13 protein-coding genes and 2 CRISPR repeat arrays are annotated in these 16,971 nt (G+C 36.6%); of the genes, 12 read left to right on the forward strand and 1 reads right to left on the reverse strand.

Annotation, left to right across the window (positions count from 1 at the left end; translation table 11 throughout):
• Positions 1–6: 6 nt before the first annotated feature.
• The 12 genes from csy3 (at position 7) to FcAc13_RS02460 (ending at position 15,375) form a co-directional block, all read left to right on the forward strand.
• The gene (csy3, locus tag FcAc13_RS02405; protein ID WP_187754600.1) at positions 7–1,035 is read left to right on the forward strand and encodes a type I-F CRISPR-associated protein Csy3; all 1,029 of its coding nucleotides are present in this window, start codon (positions 7–9) and stop codon (positions 1,033–1,035) included.
• Between the two features lie 5 nt (positions 1,036–1,040).
• Positions 1,041–1,610 (forward strand): type I-F CRISPR-associated endoribonuclease Cas6/Csy4, encoded by a 570-nt coding sequence (cas6f, locus tag FcAc13_RS02410; protein ID WP_187754601.1) that lies wholly within the window; start codon positions 1,041–1,043, stop codon positions 1,608–1,610.
• A gap of 140 nt (positions 1,611–1,750) precedes the next feature.
• A CRISPR array of direct repeats spans positions 1,751–2,257; the repeat unit is 27 nt; unit sequence CTCAATACCGTATAGGTAGTTTAGAAA.
• Between the two features lie 332 nt (positions 2,258–2,589).
• Entirely contained in the window at positions 2,590–5,376 is a 2,787-nt protein-coding gene (locus tag FcAc13_RS12355; protein WP_343066764.1) for a DNA translocase FtsK 4TM domain-containing protein, read from the forward strand.
• Positions 5,377–5,532: 156 nt separating this feature from the next.
• Complete coding sequence (gene lolA, locus FcAc13_RS02420; RefSeq protein ID WP_187754603.1) at positions 5,533–6,132, forward strand: outer membrane lipoprotein periplasmic chaperone LolA; 600 nt, start codon at positions 5,533–5,535, stop codon at positions 6,130–6,132.
• A 57-nt stretch (positions 6,133–6,189) separates the two neighbouring features.
• Positions 6,190–7,524 (forward strand): replication-associated recombination protein A, encoded by a 1,335-nt coding sequence (locus FcAc13_RS02425; protein WP_187754604.1) that lies wholly within the window; start codon positions 6,190–6,192, stop codon positions 7,522–7,524.
• An 849-nt stretch (positions 7,525–8,373) separates the two neighbouring features.
• Positions 8,374–9,361: direct repeats of the CRISPR family, unit length 28 nt; unit sequence GTTCACTGCCGTATAGGCAGTTTAGAAA.
• 219 nt (positions 9,362–9,580) lie between these two features.
• Positions 9,581–9,829 (forward strand): 30S ribosomal protein S16, encoded by a 249-nt coding sequence (gene rpsP, locus FcAc13_RS02430; RefSeq protein ID WP_187754605.1) that lies wholly within the window; start codon positions 9,581–9,583, stop codon positions 9,827–9,829.
• Between the two features lie 33 nt (positions 9,830–9,862).
• Positions 9,863–10,390, forward strand: a complete 528-nt coding sequence (gene rimM, locus FcAc13_RS02435; RefSeq protein ID WP_187754606.1) for a ribosome maturation factor RimM — start codon at positions 9,863–9,865, stop codon at positions 10,388–10,390.
• 64 nt (positions 10,391–10,454) lie between these two features.
• A complete protein-coding gene (trmD, locus tag FcAc13_RS02440; protein ID WP_187754607.1) occupies positions 10,455–11,207 on the forward strand; it encodes a tRNA (guanosine(37)-N1)-methyltransferase TrmD in 753 nt (250 codons plus the stop codon).
• Between the two features lie 31 nt (positions 11,208–11,238).
• On the forward strand, positions 11,239–11,589 hold the full coding sequence (gene rplS / locus FcAc13_RS02445; protein WP_039103800.1) for a 50S ribosomal protein L19: 351 nt from the start codon (positions 11,239–11,241) through the stop codon (positions 11,587–11,589).
• Between the two features lie 342 nt (positions 11,590–11,931).
• The gene (locus FcAc13_RS02450; protein WP_187754608.1) at positions 11,932–13,338 is read left to right on the forward strand and encodes an aspartate aminotransferase family protein; all 1,407 of its coding nucleotides are present in this window, start codon (positions 11,932–11,934) and stop codon (positions 13,336–13,338) included.
• A gap of 52 nt (positions 13,339–13,390) precedes the next feature.
• Positions 13,391–14,443, forward strand: coding sequence for a GNAT family N-acetyltransferase (locus FcAc13_RS02455; RefSeq protein WP_187754609.1), 1,053 nt, complete (start codon positions 13,391–13,393; stop codon positions 14,441–14,443).
• Between the two features lie 50 nt (positions 14,444–14,493).
• On the forward strand, positions 14,494–15,375 hold the full coding sequence (locus FcAc13_RS02460) for an arginase family protein (RefSeq protein ID WP_187754610.1): 882 nt from the start codon (positions 14,494–14,496) through the stop codon (positions 15,373–15,375).
• 380 nt (positions 15,376–15,755) lie between these two features.
• On the opposite strand, the gene FcAc13_RS02465 is transcribed toward FcAc13_RS02460, so the two are convergent.
• Entirely contained in the window at positions 15,756–16,940 is a 1,185-nt protein-coding gene (locus FcAc13_RS02465) for a DegT/DnrJ/EryC1/StrS family aminotransferase (protein WP_223064504.1), read from the reverse strand.
• Positions 16,941–16,971: the final 31 nt, after the last annotated feature.

Here is a 16,971-nt window from a genome sequence, read left to right on the forward strand (position 1 = left end):
TTTATTATGAGTAAAAGTAAAATCACTACCGCATCCGTTTTAGCTTTTGAACGTAGTTTTGATATTTCTGATGCTGTTTTTTCACAGCCAAGTTCTGCGAATCCTAAAATATTATCTCCAATTCGATTAACCGAAAAATCAGTACGCGGAACCATTTCGAATCGCCTTAAAAATGCCATTGCTAGCGATCCCGCTAAATTAGATGCCGAAATTCAAAAAGCCAATTTACAAACCGTCGATGTTGCGGCCTTAGATGCCGATAAAGATACTTTAGTGGTAACATGGAGCTGTAAAGTGTTACCTTTTACCGGTAAACCATCAGTATGTAATGATGTTGAATATCAAGAACAGTTAACAACGACAACTCAAGAATATATTAAAGATGTTGGCTTAAAAGCGTTAGCAAAACGATATGCCATTAATATTTTAAATGGTCGTTGGTTGTGGCGAAACCGTATGGCAGCCGAGCAAATTAATATTATCGTGAGTTATCAAGCGCACAATGATAAAGATGAGGCTAAGATAATTGACGTTGCTAACGTTGATGCCAAAAATTATCAGCTTAACAGTTTTGATTATGATAATAAATCTGTTCAAGCATTGACTGATCTTATTGAAGCAGGATTAGCCAATAAAAAATTTGTGATCTTTGATGTTACCGCAACACTAAAAATGGGCTTAGGACAAGAAGTTTACCCATCACAAGAATTAATTTTAGATACTGGTAAAGAAAAAAGCAAAGTGCTTTATGGCAAAAATGGTCAAGCAGCGATGCATTCTCAAAAAGTCAGTAATGCAATTCGTACTATCGATACCTGGTATGATGAAAAAGCGGAATTTCCAATTGCGATTGAACCTTATGGTTCGGTAACCACTATGGGGCATGCTTTCCGCCAACCTAAACAAAAAATAGATTTTTATACTTTGTTTGATAACTGGGTTTTAAAAGGTGAGCAGCCAAGTTTGGAACAACAACATTATGTGATTGCCGTATTAATTCGTGGTGGTGTCTTTGGGGCGAGTGGTAAGGAGTAAGCAATATGCATACACACTATTTTGAACTGCGCGCCATACCACAAATTGAGATAACTGAAGTGCAGGTGATTAATCAAGTGATGCAAAAACTGCATCAAGTCTTGGTTAATTTTCAAGGTAATATTGGTATTAGTTTTCCTTGTTATAATGTGCGCCGAACACTAGGTGGAATTATTCGCATTTTTGGTACTGAAGCCGAGTTACAGGAATTTAAAAGTGCGCTACAGCAACAGGCTGCCATTGCTGACTATGTATTGATTCTACCAATCACAGCCATACCAACTGAAGTTAAGGGCTATTTACGTTTAATTCGGGTTAATCCTAAAGGACAAAGTGCATTAAGACGTGCTGAAAAACGCTTAACCGCTCAGGGTAAATGGTCTAGCGATGTACAACAAAAAATGATAGAAAAATGGGGAAGCATTAATTTAACCTATCCTCATCTACATATAGATAGTCAAAGCACAGGTCAGCGCTTTATTATGTGGTTAAAGCAAGAAAGCGTTGCCGAGCCTGTAAAAGGTACATTTAATAGCTATGGACTCAGTAAAATAGCAACAGTTCCTTATTTTTAAATTACCAGACCCTTTTTTTGAGGTTGTTTTTAACCTATTGATATTTATTAAAATATCTAATATAGCGCAAAAAAGGGTCAAAATAAAAAAAAGTACTATAAGCTCTTTTACAATAAGGAAAACTAGCAAAAAAATTCTAGCTCAATGCCGTATAGGTAGTTTAGAAATTTGATTGCCATCAGCATTGAACTTTGCTTATGCTCAATACCGTATAGGTAGTTTAGAAAAGTCACTTTCTCTGAATTCTTTTGTCATTGCTGCTCAATACCGTATAGGTAGTTTATAAATATATCATGATTATTATTAATTGCCGTTTGAGGCTCAATACCGTATAGGTAGTTTAGAAATATGTTACCAAACAATTAAATAGTCTATTAAAGCTCAATACCGTATAGGTAGTTTAGAAACGTAGTATGGTGGAGATGTAACACAACAATTAGCTCAATAGCGTATAGGTAGTTTAGAAAGCTATCATGTAGCCAGCCGTTGTTTCGCACCTGCTCAATACCGTATAGGTAGTTTAGAAAAGCAGTTTTAATAAATCTTCATTTGATGCATTACTCAATACCGTATAGGTAGTTTAGAAAAAAGAGGAGAAGATTAAACTATGAAACCAGGAGCTCAATACCGTATAGGTAGTTTAGAAACTAAAAAAATAAACATAGTGATGAGAATTGCTTAATACTGTATAAATAGTTAAATAAAATCATATTATCCTGCGTAAAACACATTTCAGTTTTACTGTTTCATTTAGATTTAAAAGATCATTACTACAACAGAATTTAATGATATATTAAATCATACTAAGCAATGTTTTATTAGCTATATCATTATGATTAATTTGAAAAAATAAGTAATTCGTTAAATTTATAATGTTAAGATTTAGTTGATGATTATTTTTAACTTTTAGCCGTATATGATAAAATTAATAAAAATTGGTTCGCCAATGGTCGTTTGTCATTAAACTATTAGGTACATTTTGAAAACATCAGATACTCCAGTTCAGCCATCAATGAAAAGAAATTTAACGTTTAAACTATTTGCTATCGACGTGTTATTATTTTTCACGATTCTTGGTGCGATTTATTTAATATTGTCATTAATTTCGTTTTCGTCTGCTGATCCTGGCTGGTCTCAAACGGCTTGGTATGAGCCTATTCATAATTTAGGCGGCGAAGTCGGTGCTTATTTATCCGATGTTTTGCTACAATTTTTGGGATTTGTATCTTATACAATTCCGTTATTAATCATCATATTTGTATTACAAATCAGAAAAAATCTCTATACACATTTTGAACAACACATAAACTATTTTAGTCTATCCTTTAGAATAATTGGTGTACTAGCCTTTCTTTTTTGTGCTGCTGGTTATCTATCTTTGAATATACAGGATTTAGATCAATTGCAATCAGGTGGTATTATTGGCGATATTGTAGCCGAAGAGATGTTATCATTAACTGATCATTTTTCTGCTACGTTGATATTACTCACCATTAGTTTTGCAAGCATTACTTTATTAACGGGGCTTTCTTGGTTATCTATTGCCGATATAATTGGGGCTTTAATTGTGTATTTGACTACCCCCCTATTTGTGCTCATTTTGCAGAAGTTTAAACCATCTAAAGCGAAAAACTCAGTCACGACAAATTATCATAACCAATCAGATTTTGCGATTGAATTAGATGACAATACGAGATGTGAAAGAAAATCAATTATTGACGATGAACCAATACCTTTTGCAGCCGATGCGCAGAAAAATGAATTTAATTCAATGGATATGGATTACGATGATTTAGTTACTCATAGTGAAGAATTGACGAATTTTATTAATAAAAATGAACATGAGGCGATGATAGCACAGCAAACAACGATTCCATCTTTAAATCATGATGAACGTTATATGGCTTTAATTGATGAGAATAACCCACCGCCCCATTTTTCTCTTTCAGAAGATCATAATCATTCGAGTGAATTTTCAATTAATCCCGATTATTATTCACCACTTGTTACAATTGATTCCGCTGAAAATACGAATACTCAGCCCATATCTTCAGCAACTAAGTCAACATTACCGATTGATCTTGAGCGTTTTGTTATGCCTAAAGAGCCTTCTAATGAAGCTTATTCAATCAAACCTCATGCTGAATCAAAAGAAATCGTTATTGATATGCCAACTGAAGAACACGAAAGAATAGCGACGAATCCGAGCAAAACGAATCTACACGATAGTTTAATTCATCCTTTATTACAGAAAGATACTAAACCATTAGTGAAACCAACAACGCCGTTACCTTCACTTGATTTATTAACCGCACCACCAGTTAAGCAAATCGAAGTTGATCATAATGCGTTAAAAATGACAGCAGCATTATTGGAAAAAAGTTTGGCTGATTTTAGAGTTAAAGCTCGGGTTGTCGGTTATTTACCCGGTCCGGTGATCACTCGTTTTGAGATTGAATTAGCGCCGGGGGTTAAGGCTGCACGGATTTCAACGCTTGATCGTGATTTAGCTCGTTCGCTATCAATGCCGTCAGTACGTGTAGTTGAGGTAATCCCTGGTAAACCTTATGTCGGTATTGAATTACCCAACAAACATCGTCAGACAGTATATTTTAGAGAAGTGTTGGATAGTCCACAGTTCAAAGATGCGCAATCACCATTAACAGTTGTATTAGGTAAAGATATTGCAGGTCAATCAGTCGTGGCAGATTTAACTAAAATGCCACATCTATTAGTAGCTGGAACGACCGGTTCAGGTAAGTCGGTTGGTGTTAATGCCATGATTCTTAGTATTTTATATAAATCGCAACCTGCAGATGCAAAATTTATTATGATTGACCCGAAAATGTTAGAACTCTCCGTCTATCAAGGTATACCTCATCTGTTAACTGACGTCGTTACTGATATGAAAGATGCAGCTAATGCACTTAACTGGTGTGTTAATGAGATGGAAAAACGTTATCGGCTCATGTCAGCTTTAGGCGTGCGTAATATTACCGGCTATAACGATAAAATTAAGCAAGCTGAAGAAATGGGTAGACCAATTCCTGATCCACTGTGGAAACCAACCGATAGTATGGATATCGAGATGCCAACACTAGAAAAATTACCTTATATTGTTGTTATGGTCGATGAATTTGCTGATTTAATTATGGCGGTCGGAAAAAAAGTAGAAGAGTTAATTGCCCGTTTAGCACAAAAAGCACGAGCGGCAGGTATTCATCTGGTGTTAGCGACACAGCGTCCATCAGTAGATGTTATTACAGGATTGATTAAGGCGAATATTCCAACGCGTATTGCCTTTACCGTATCAAGTAAGATTGATTCACGTACGATCCTTGATCAAATGGGGGCTGAATCCTTATTAGGGATGGGGGATATGCTTTATCTCGCGCCAAACAGTTCAATTCCCATTCGGGTGCATGGCGCATTTGTTCGTGATGAAGAAGTACATAGTGTGGTACAAGACTGGAAAGCGCGTGGTATTCCGGCAAAATATATTGAAAATATTACTGCCGGGGGCGATGATGGTGACGGTAATAGTTTTGATAATAATGATGAGGAGCTTGACCCGTTATTTGATCAAGTGGTTGATTTTGTGGTTGAGAAACGTCGCGCTTCAATATCAAGTGTTCAGCGTCAATTTCGAATAGGTTATAACCGAGCAGCCAGAATTGTAGAACAAATGGAAGTACAAGGTATAGTCAGTGCGCCTAGTCACAATGGTAATCGGGAAGTATTGGCGCAACCAACGAATTTTGATTGAATGATTATCGGGTAAATGTAAGTAAAAATAGATATCATCAATTAATTTTAGCAATATTGGTTTGTTAAAGTATTCTTTTATTTTAGCTGTATTTTACTTTTAATTTTAGCATTTTGATTTATGATACTAACTATATTTATAAATTAGGTAGCGAATATGAAAAGAATTTTGGTTTTATTATGTGTATTTATCTCATGCTCGGTGTGGGCTGATGCTAAAGATCTTTTAAAAGAGCGATTAGCTAAGGTTGACAGTTTTTACGCTCAATTCAAACAAACAGTTACCACAGCGGATCAACAATTAATACAAGAAGGTCAAGGCGAATTATGGGTTAAACGCCCAAATTTGTTTAATTGGCAGATTAATGAACCCGATGAAACGTCAATTATTTCTGACGGTTTAGATTTTTGGATGTATACTCCAGCCGTTGAACAATTAACGATCATGTCATTTAAGCAAGCCACAGACAATCGTTTACTTATGTTGATCACTGATTCAAATAGCCCGGTTTGGCAAGATTATCGTGTTGAACGTAAACAGAACCAATTCACCTTGCTACCTACTGACAATAGTCAAAAATCTTATATGATTAGTGTATTACCGACTGGAATGATAGCTGATTTTGCTATTATTGAAGAAGATGGTCAAAAAAGTGTTTATGAATTATCACATCAAACTTTAGGTCCGATTGATAATCAACGTTTTAGATTTATTGCGCCGCCAGGTACTACAATTGATGATCAACGTAATAATTAGGGCATTTATGGTAACTAAGTTAACCAAAATCATTGCTGGCTAAAGGTTATAATTTATATGACAAGTTTTTCACTTGATTTTGCCGATGATTCATATAAACCTTTAGCAGCGCGAATGCGTCCGCGTAATTTGTCGGAATACATTGGTCAATCGCACCTAATGGCAACAGGTAAACCCCTACCAAAAGCGATTGCCGCAGGGCATCTGCACTCAATGATTTTATGGGGACCACCTGGAACAGGTAAAACTACGTTAGCAGAAATTATTGCTCATCATGCTAATGCTAAAGTTGAACGGCTTTCTGCCGTGACATCAGGTATAAAAGATATTCGAGAAGCAGTCGAGCGGGCTAAAAATAATCAACAAATGGGTTTTCGAACCATTTTATTTGTTGATGAAGTACATCGTTTTAATAAGAGTCAACAAGATGCATTTTTACCCTTTGTTGAAGATGGTACGGTAACTTTTGTTGGTGCGACCACTGAAAACCCTTCCTTTGAATTGAATTCCGCGTTGCTGTCTCGAGCTCGTGTCTATCTACTCAAATCGTTGACAATTGATGAAATTGAGAAAATTTTGCAACAAGCCATGACGGATAAAGAGCGAGGTTATGGAGGGCAAGATTTTATTCTACCTAATGAGACCCGACGGCAAATTGCTGAGTTTGTCGGTGGTGACGCCAGACGCGCATTAAATACGTTAGAAATTTTGGTCGATATGTCAGGTGATAAAAAAACTTTAACACCGGAATTATTAAAAGAGGTTGTTGGTGAGCGCAGTGCTCGATTTGATAATCAGGGTGATCGTTATTATGACCTTATTTCAGCTGTTCATAAGTCAATTCGTGGATCGGCTGCTGATGCTGCTTTGTATTGGTATGCTAGGATCATTAGTGCCGGCGGCGATCCGTTATATGTTGCCCGTCGGTTATTGGCAATCGCTTCTGAAGATATTGGAAATGCTGACCCTAGAGCTATGCAAGTGGCTTTGGCTGCATGGGACTGTTTTACCCGAGTTGGCCCAGCAGAAGGCGAACGGGCGATTGCACAAGCCATTGTTTATTTGGCTTGCGCACCTAAAAGTAATGCAGTTTATTTAGCATTTAATCAAGCAATGAAAGATGCACAAAGTTTACCTGATTACGATGTACCGGAACATCTGCGCAATGCGCCGACTAAATTAATGAAAAAGTTGGGGTATGGTGAAGAGTATCGCTATGCCCATGATGAGGTTAATGCCTATGCTGCTGGTGAAAATTATTTCCCACCAGAAATGGCTGATCATCTTTATTATCAACCAACCGACCGTGGTGCAGAACGGCAGTATCGAGAAAAATTATCATGGTTGGCTGATTTAGATGCTAAGAGTACTCGGAAACGTTATAAGAAGTAAAGGGCTATATTAATTAGTTGTTCTAGGCATTAATCATGGAAAGGCAGTAGTTACGAATTCAAGGTCGGCAAGCCTCGGAATAATCCTTGCTTACCCCACAACAAAATGGTCACAGAGTTTATATGACGACCTTCTTTGAAATAATTGAGATTGTTGCGAATATTAATAATAACGATATATTTTAATTGAACATTTAACTAACGTCCGAGTTAGGGGATTTTGTGTCAAATCCACCCGACAACCGCGCCAGAAGTCTTGGTTGCTGGATGATTCCGCTCGTTTTGCGATTTTCACTGATGAATCACCATTTATTGTCTATCCTATACGCTCAAGGTTTATTCAACTTCCATGCCTGAATATTTTATAAAAATTGCTTTACTCAGCAGTCGATAAGCGGGAAAGCTAAACAGCATTACGTCAATAACGGATTAATAATTAAAAAAACGCCACAAAGCTATCCCAACCTGCAGCCAGAGGGTTTTCGTTCAAAAACCTTCAGGTTGCCTGAGCATCAGTAGCTATATATTACACTCTGCTTGAAACACCAAATGAATAGCATGATAAGTAAGAAAGTAATCTGTATATAATTCTAACAATAGCAGTAAATTAAAAAGATAAGAAACGGGTTTTTTAAACTATGGTGCGGTTTTGATATTACAAAATACAGAATCCGATCTCTTCTCTTATTAAAATAAAACATTTAAATACGCTATTGCCAGACCCTTTTTTTTAGCTAAATTTAAAAATAAATATAATCAATAAGTTAAAACGTCTCTAAAAAAAGGGTTTTTGATTACTAAATTTAAGTTTGCCCTTTTGCTAATAAGGTTTATAGTATGCTACGTTCTAGTTCACTGCCGTATAGGCAGTTTAGAAATACCCCCCTTCAACAAAGCAATGGCATGAAAAGTTCACTGCCGTATAGGCAGTTTAGAAAATTTGCGGCCAGTACACATCATTTGCCATTGTGTTCACTGCCGTATAGGCAGTTTAGAAATAATGATGAAGAATCTGTGTTGAATAATTTATGTTCACTGCCGTATAGGCAGTTTAGAAATTGCCGGGACTGCAACTGGCGAATGGTCGGTAGTTCACTGCCGTATAGGCAGTTTAGAAAGTTAACTTCAGCGCTTGGGAATTGATAACGGAGTTCACTGCCGTATAGGCAGTTTAGAAAGCAAGGTGGGTTAAGTAAATACGCCATGATTAGTTCACTGCCGTATAGGCAGTTTAGAAAATTAGCCAAGCAGTAATCTTTAAACTTAATAAGTTCACTGCCGTATAGGCAGTTTAGAAATCCCAAATCCAAGCGTATGATGCATAATCCAAGTTCACTGCCGTATAGGCAGTTTAGAAAAGTAACCTTTAAAATTATCAAATGTTCCATTGGTTCACTGCCGTATAGGCAGTTTAGAAAAATCTACCTTTTTAGTAACATAACGAGCAACAGTTCACTGCCGTATAGGCAGTTTAGAAAATCCAAAAACAGTGCTGGGTCAATCCATTTTGGTTCACTGCCGTATAGGCAGTTTAGAAATAGCGCAGGAAAAGGTGATTTTTTCAAGCACCGTTCACTGCCGTATAGGCAGTTTAGAAAGCAGACGCGGGCGAGATGAGGGTAAACATTTAGTTCACTGCCGTATAGGCAGTTTAGAAAATATCCCTACGTATTTTTAACATACTGCGGGAGTTCACTGCCGTATAGGCAGTTTAGAAATCTAATTAACATTTCTAAAGAACGGTTATAATGTTCACTGCCGTATAGGCAGTTTAGAAATCAAGATAAACTAGAAGATCATATCAATTTTAGTTCACTGCCGTATAGGCAGCTATAAAAACCCAATATATATTGGTGATTGTGTTGTTAATCAGTTACAACTGCTTAACATTCTTAATATCACTCTAACAATGGTTATCCTTCACTTTATTGGGATAATCGTTGCACTTCCGTGAAAAAAGAGTATAATTCTGGGGCTTTTATTTCTGTTTTGTCAGTAATTTCATTGGCAAACGGCGATAAATTAAGCAAGAAACAATTTAATTTTAAGAGGAAGTTATGGTAACTATTCGTTTAGCTCGTGGCGGTTCTAAGAAACGTCCATTTTATCAAGTCGTTGTGACTGATAGCCGTAACCCACGTGATGGTCGTTTTATTGAGCGCGTAGGTTTCTTCAATCCAGTTGCTCAAGGTAACGCAGAAAAAGTACGTTTAGATCTTGATCGCGTAAATCACTGGGTAGGTTTAGGTGCTACTATGTCTGATCGTGTTCGTTCACTTGTCAAACAAGCGCAAAAAGCGGCTTAATCATTTGTGAATAGCTGTTTAGGTAATCCGTAGATGAATACTGAAAATTTAATCATTGTTGGCAAACTTGGTTCAAGTTATGGCATTCGTGGTTGGCTAAGAGTATTTTCATTTACTGAAGAGCCAGATAGTCTTTTTGATTATAAACCATGGTATATTCAACGTGCCGGTAAGTGGCAAGAAGTGGAAGTTGAAAGCTTCAAACCACATAATCAGGATACCATTGTCAAGCTGAAAGGTATTGACGACCGTGATGACGCTAACCTGTTAACAAATTTTGAAATTTATGTTAACGCGCAAGATCTCCCAAGTTTAGATGAGGGTGATTTTTATTGGAAAGATCTTATCGGTTGTAAAGTGGTGACCATTAATGGTTATGATTTAGGTCAGGTAAGTGATCTAATGGAAACAGGTTCAAATGATGTATTAGTGGTTAAAGCAAATTTAAAAGATGCGTTTGGTGCAAAAGAACGGTTGATCCCGTTTGTTGAAGAGCAATTTATTAAACAAGTTGACTTATCAACTAAACAGATCACAGTAGATTGGGATCCTGCTTTTTAATTTTTAGTTACAGGTTAGCTGTAATATAAAAATTAAGCATTATGATGGAATTGGGGAGCACAATATGAAAATTGGTATTATTAGCCTGTTTCCTGAAATGTTCCAAGCAATTACAGAATATGGTGTTACGAGCAGAGCTGTCAAAAACAATCTATTAGAAGTTAAATATTGGAATCCGCGTGATTTTGCTTATGATAAGCATAAAACGGTTGATGATCGGCCGTACGGAGGTGGTCCAGGCATGTTAATGATGGTACAACCGTTACGTGATGCGATTCGTGCTGCAAAAGCTCAGTTGGGTGAAGATAGCAAAGTTATTTATCTGTCTCCACAAGGGCGTAAACTCGAACAAAATGGAGTTTATGAGTTATCTAAACAAACTAAGATGATTCTTATTTGTGGTCGATACGAAGGCATAGATGAACGGATAATCCAATCTGAGATTGATGAAGAATGGTCAATCGGGGATTATGTGTTAAGTGGTGGCGAGTTGCCAGCAATGGTCATGATTGATTCGATCGCTAGGTTTATTCCTGGGGTATTAAATCATGAATCCTCAGCAGAGGAAGATTCATTTGCTAACGGTTTACTTGATTGTCCACACTATACCCGTCCGGAAGTGTTAGATGGTATGGCGGTGCCTGACGTATTAATGTCTGGTCACCATGAAGAAATTCGTCGTTGGCGATTAAAGCAATCACTAGGGCGAACTTGGCTTAGAAGAGAAGATCTTCTATTAAATCTAGCTCTGACTGATGAAGAGCAATGTTTATTAGCTGAATTCAAAACTGAATTTAATCATAAACAGTGCGACTAAAATTTCAGTGAACCTAGGGAAGAGAATTGATATGAAAAATGCAATTATTCAGCAATTAGAACAAGAACAAATGAAAAAGGACATTCCTGCTTTTCGTCCAGGTGATACTGTTGAAGTAAAAGTATGGGTTGTCGAAGGTAACAAAAAACGTTTACAGGCTTACGAAGGGGTTGTTATTGCTATTCGTAACCGTGGATTACACTCTGCATTTACTGTACGTAAAATTTCGAACAACGAAGGCGTAGAACGTGTATTCCAAACTCATTCACCAATTGTTGACTCAATTACAGTGAAACGTCGTGGTCAAGTGCGTCAAGCTAAACTTTACTACTTACGTGAACTTCGTGGTAAAGCAGCACGTATCAAAGAACGTCTTGCTTAATTACTTCGGTAAGTTGACAATGTTTAATCAGCCACATTTGTGGCTGGTTGTAGCATGATTTCCATCCTCTTTTTTAGCTGTTTGATCACTTAATCCGCCAATCGCATTCAACAACAAAGCTGTTATTTTAAAATATTCAATGTTGCTCAGTCGCTTCTTAATAGATTTAATTGATATAAAAACTTAATCTATTTGGAATCTTAGACAAAAGATCGTTCTGTCACGGCGCCGTACAAAGTTGTTACAAAAACCAAACATTAAACCCATAGTAAAAATTTCTAATTGGATAATAATAATCATCACTATTAAATGCATCTGATATAAAAATTTATGGAGTTTGTCATGAGTAAAACAAGCGAACAAACAAATAACCAATTACCAAGTGATGAACAATTATTAGCTGATGAAGCAAAATATTGTTCTTATGGTGATACCGTCCATTATGCCACCCCTGCTAAAATCTTCACTGGTTGCGATGGTAGCTATATGTATGATCGTCACGGTACCGCATATCTTGATTTACAAATGTGGTATTCTGCATGTAATTTTGGTTATGCTAATAAACGTTTAGATGATGTATTAAAAAAACAAGTTGATACATTACCACAATGTGCTAGTCAGTACCTTCATCCAACAAAAATTGAATTAGCAAAAACGATCGCGCAAGACATGGAACGTAAATTTGGTGAAAAAGGTCGCGTTCATTTTAATGTTGGTGGTTCACAATGTATTGAAGATTCATTAAAACTGGTACGTAATGCAAGTAACGGTAAAAGCTTAATGTTTGCTTTCGAAGGGGGTTACCATGGTCGTACATTAGGTGCGTCATCTATTACCTCTAGCTACCGTTATCGTCGTCGTTATGGTCACTTTGGTGAACGTGCAATGTTTATTCCTTTCCCTTATCCGTTCCGCCGTCCAAAAGGTATGACAGCCGAAGAGTATGGTGAACACTGTGTTGCACAATTTGCCCGTTTATTTGAAACTGAATATAACGGTGTATGGGATCCGAAAGCTAACCAATCTGAATATGCGGCATTCTATGTTGAACCATTACAAGGTACAGGTGGTTATGTTGTTCCACCACGTAACTTCTTCAAAGGTTTGAAGAAAGTTCTAGATCAATACGGTATCTTAATGGTTGTTGATGAAATTCAAATGGGCTTCTACCGTACAGGTAAACTTTGGTCGATTGAACACTTTGGTGTGACCCCAGATGTACTAGTGTTTGCTAAAGCATTAACAAATGGTCTTAACCCACTAGGTGGTATGTGGGCACGTGAGGAATTAATTAATCCACAGGTATTCCCAGTGGGTTCAACACACTCAACTTTTGCATCTAATCCACTTGGTACTGCATTAGGTCTTGAAGTTCTGAAAATGACACAAGAAACTGACTATGAAAGTATGGTCATGGAAAAAGGTGCGTACTTCTTAGAAGGCTTACGTGAGTTAGAGAAAAAACATAAAGAGATCGGTGAAGTCGATGGTTTAGGTTTAGCACTGCGCGCTGAAATTTGTACCGAAGATGGTTTCACACCAAATAAACCATTGTTAGATAAAATGTTTGATATTGGGTTATTAGGTGATTTGGATTATAAAGGTCAAAAAATGGGTCTTATTCTTGATGTGGGAGGGTATTACAAAAACGTGATTACGTTTGCACCATCACTTCATATCAGTAAAGCTGAAATTGACCAAGGGATTGAGTTGTTAGATCAACTTATCACGCGCGCTAAAAAAGCGTAATTAGTTATTTCTTGAGTTGGGCGCAGTTTGCGCCCATTGACAGTAACGTAATATGAAATATCTTAATCAATTAGAACCAAACAGTTTAATTGCCCATTTTTTACAATATCCACCTCGTGATTTTAAGGCTTGGTTAACCGGTGAACAAGTACCAGTTTTTGAGGCAAATTTTGATTTGCTTACCACCGCCGAAGAGGATTTTAAAACGAAAGTTAATAAAATTCCATTCAAAAGATGGTGGCATAAACTGATTACCCCCAAAACATTATTCGTTGGTACAACGGTATCGGAATATGCACTGTTTAATGATCAAGTAACGGCTTCGCTATTTGCTCAGTCTTTGAAGCAACAGTATGCTAAACATTACCCTCTGGTAATCGTCAAAGATATTCCTGATCTTTCGCCATTACAATCCGATGCGGCTAATCTATATAATCAACAGGTGATTACGGCATTAAAGCAGCACGATTTTATCGAAGTTGAAGGACAAGCATTAGCTTGGGTGCCGATTGATTTTACCGATATTGATGATTATATGTCGCGTCTTTCTTATCAGCGGCGTAAAAATTTCCGCCGGAAATTAAAAGCCAGACAACATTTAACCATTGATATCTTACATTGTGGTGACGATTGTTTTTTTGATGAACAGGTATTAAAACAATATTATCAACTGTATTTAAATGTCTTTGCCCAGAGTGAAATTCATTTTGATCAGCTAACGGCTGCATTTTTTAAGGCAATGTTACAAGATAACAGCGCTAACAGCCTAATTGTGACTTATTCTCACAATGGTCAATTAATTGGTTATAATATCTGTTTTATTGAAAATGGTGCATTGGTTGACAAATATATTGGTTTTGACTATCCAGCTGCGAGAAAATTTAACTTATATTATATTAGCTGGTTTTACAATTTAGAATATGCTTTACAGCATGGTTTGAAACGTTATATTGCAGGTTGGACAGACCCAAAAGTCAAAAAAGAACTAGGGGCGAAATTTACATTCACCAAACAACTTGTTTATATTCGTAATCCGTTATTTAGAGCAATTTTAAAACGTTTATCTTCTCATTTTGAGGGCGATCGACATAATCTTACAAATTAATAATAAAAAATAATCATATTGTAAGATTGAATTTGAATGGAGTTTACAGTATGCGTCACCCTGTTATTTTAAATTTTGATGATAGTATTGGTGAAATTGAGCAAAGTATAAAAATAGATTTAACCGAATGGCAAGAATCAATCCGTTTTGGTTGCTCTTTTGCAAAATACAAAAAACTAGCCGCTAATATCTATGCCCAATTACCGGCGCAGATTGGCACTGTATTGATGGGCAGTGGTGATTATCATCATATTAGTTTGATGCTAATTGAACGGTTAAAACAGCAATTAAAACCGAAACAACAGATTCAAGTGGTTATTTTTGATAATCATCCTGATAATATGCGATACCCATTTGGAATCCATTGTGGTTCATGGGTTAGTCATGCAGCTAAGCTGCCTTTTATTAGCCATGTTCATGTAATAGGTATTACTTCCCCCGATATTGGGATATTCCATGCTTGGGAAAACCGTTTAACTCCCTTACTTAAAAATAAACTTACGTATTGGTGCATGGATGTGAATGTTAATTGGGCAAAAAAATTAGGTATGAAAAATGCCTTTTTGAAATTTAATAGTCCTAATGAACTGATTACGGCTTTTATTGCTGAACAATATCATGATACATCACCGGTTTATTTATCGATCGATAAAGATGTGTTAAGTGAAGAGGTGGTAAAAACTAATTGGGACCAAGGAAAGCTAAAACCTTATCACCTGTATGATGTTATTGCTGCTTTAAACGACCGTATAATTGGTAGTGATATATGTGGAGAAATTTCTACATTTAAATATGCTAGTCGTTTTAAACAGTTTCTTAGTCAATTAGATCAACAACCGATGATTTCAGAATCGGATCTAAAAGCATATCAATCACAACAACAGGCATTAAATCTGGAGTTGCTGTCTTGCATATCACAACCAAACCGATAATATGCATAAGGTTTATCAGGTTGTGATGATTTAATGAGCAGATTGTCGGTTTAATACCTTCCGTTGTTTAATGTATTTTATAACATATGCTGAATTTTCTGGTTAGATTTGAAGTGGTTGAAATAACATGTTGCGACTTGTCTAAAATAATATAGTAATAAGCACGATTTAGTAAACAACTGAACAAGAAAAAATTAATGTATACCTTACCTGACAAAAGACCGAGATGATAGTGATTTGCTGATAGCTAAGTTGAATAAGCTAACTGGATTAAGATTTTAGTAAATCCACATCTTTCAGTCATAAGTTAACTGATGATGAAATCAGTATTATCCAGTTAGGCTGACTATTAGCTCTGGATTTTTAGTCTGATTTCATTATTAATTAACGTGTTTTTGGATCACCCGTAAAATTTGCTGAAATTGCAATTCGGTTAGCCATAAACTATTGGTTATGGTTAACATGGTTTGGGCAAAATTGGCTGCATTAGGCATAGAATGTGGTGGGATGATAGCATTCAAATATGTATAATTTGGTAAATCATAAATAAACAATCGACTTACCCCGAATGGGGATGCCCAGAGCTCATTTAATATATTGTCACGCTGTTGTTGAGTTGGCAGTTTTAACATAATAAACGGCCAAACAGCGGTGATGTTATCGCTGTTACTGCTTACGATATGCAGATTAGGTAAGTCCTGTAATTGTTTGATGCGTGTTAGTGCCTGTTGGCGAGTTTGTTGTAAAAACTCAGGTAAACGATCCACAGCATGAGTTGCCACATTTTGCCTAAAACGACTAACATGATGTAGTGGAATTGAAAAATCAAAATCATCACCAACAGCTTCTATTAATTGACCACGGTTTACTAATCGTCGTCTTACTTGACCGTAAACAAAATGTAAACCGAAGGGATTATAAAGTGCGGTATAGCCGAGTAGTTCAATAATTCTTTTTGCTTCAAAAAAAGGTCGTTGAGGGATAATTTGTTGTGCGGTCTCTTGTAATTGTATAGCCAAGTTTTGATTTGATGCGCCTAATAAACCGCCCTCAAATAGCGTTAAGCCTTTACCTGCCGCTAAACTATAAAATACAATGTCGCCAGATTGACCAACATCGGCACCTAAGGCCTGTGCAGCGTCTTCAATCACTGTAATACCATAGGGTGTAGCTAATGCTTTAACTCGTTTAACATCGGCAACTTGCCCACCTAAATGGGTTGGGAGGATTGCTAATACCTGTTCATCTAGTATTTGTGTTAAGTGTTCGAAATCAAAATCAAACGTATTATGGCCTAAATCACAGAGTTTTATTTTTAAACCACAGTGATGAATAGCCAAAGCGACTAACGGGCAAGTATAAGCAGGAATAATCACATAAGGTTTATGAGGATAGCGTTGTTTCAGCGTGGTTAAAGCAATCACCAAAGCTGCGGTACCCGAACATGTTAATTGCATCGGTGGTAAATGCAACATTTGACTGATTTTAGCTGTTAATGTTGATTGCGTGGGTAACCAATCATGCCAACGAACCGGTAAACCAGCAGTAGGGGGATTCTCATACAACAATACGTTAACCTCGTTTATTAAATACTAT

It is taken from the genome of Frischella japonica (assembly GCF_014489845.1).
Lineage (GTDB): Bacteria > Pseudomonadota > Gammaproteobacteria > Enterobacterales > Orbaceae > Frischella > Frischella japonica.

Excerpts from the sequence above, each read along its gene's own strand:
- csy3 (WP_187754600.1), top strand. The coding sequence starts at position 7 with ATGAGTAAAAGTAAAATCACTACCGCATCCGTTTTAGCTTTTGAACGT.
- lolA (WP_187754603.1), top strand. The coding sequence starts at position 5,533 with ATGAAAAGAATTTTGGTTTTATTATGTGTATTTATCTCATGCTCGGTG.
- FcAc13_RS02460 (WP_187754610.1), top strand. The coding sequence starts at position 14,494 with ATGCGTCACCCTGTTATTTTAAATTTTGATGATAGTATTGGTGAAATT.
- FcAc13_RS02425 (WP_187754604.1), top strand. The coding sequence starts at position 6,190 with ATGACAAGTTTTTCACTTGATTTTGCCGATGATTCATATAAACCTTTA.
- FcAc13_RS02455 (WP_187754609.1), top strand. The coding sequence starts at position 13,391 with ATGAAATATCTTAATCAATTAGAACCAAACAGTTTAATTGCCCATTTT.
- FcAc13_RS02450 (WP_187754608.1), top strand. The coding sequence starts at position 11,932 with ATGAGTAAAACAAGCGAACAAACAAATAACCAATTACCAAGTGATGAA.
- cas6f (WP_187754601.1), top strand. The coding sequence starts at position 1,041 with ATGCATACACACTATTTTGAACTGCGCGCCATACCACAAATTGAGATA.
- rplS (WP_039103800.1), top strand. The coding sequence starts at position 11,239 with ATGAAAAATGCAATTATTCAGCAATTAGAACAAGAACAAATGAAAAAG.
- rimM (WP_187754606.1), top strand. The coding sequence starts at position 9,863 with ATGAATACTGAAAATTTAATCATTGTTGGCAAACTTGGTTCAAGTTAT.
- rpsP (WP_187754605.1), top strand. The coding sequence starts at position 9,581 with ATGGTAACTATTCGTTTAGCTCGTGGCGGTTCTAAGAAACGTCCATTT.
- trmD (WP_187754607.1), top strand. The coding sequence starts at position 10,455 with ATGAAAATTGGTATTATTAGCCTGTTTCCTGAAATGTTCCAAGCAATT.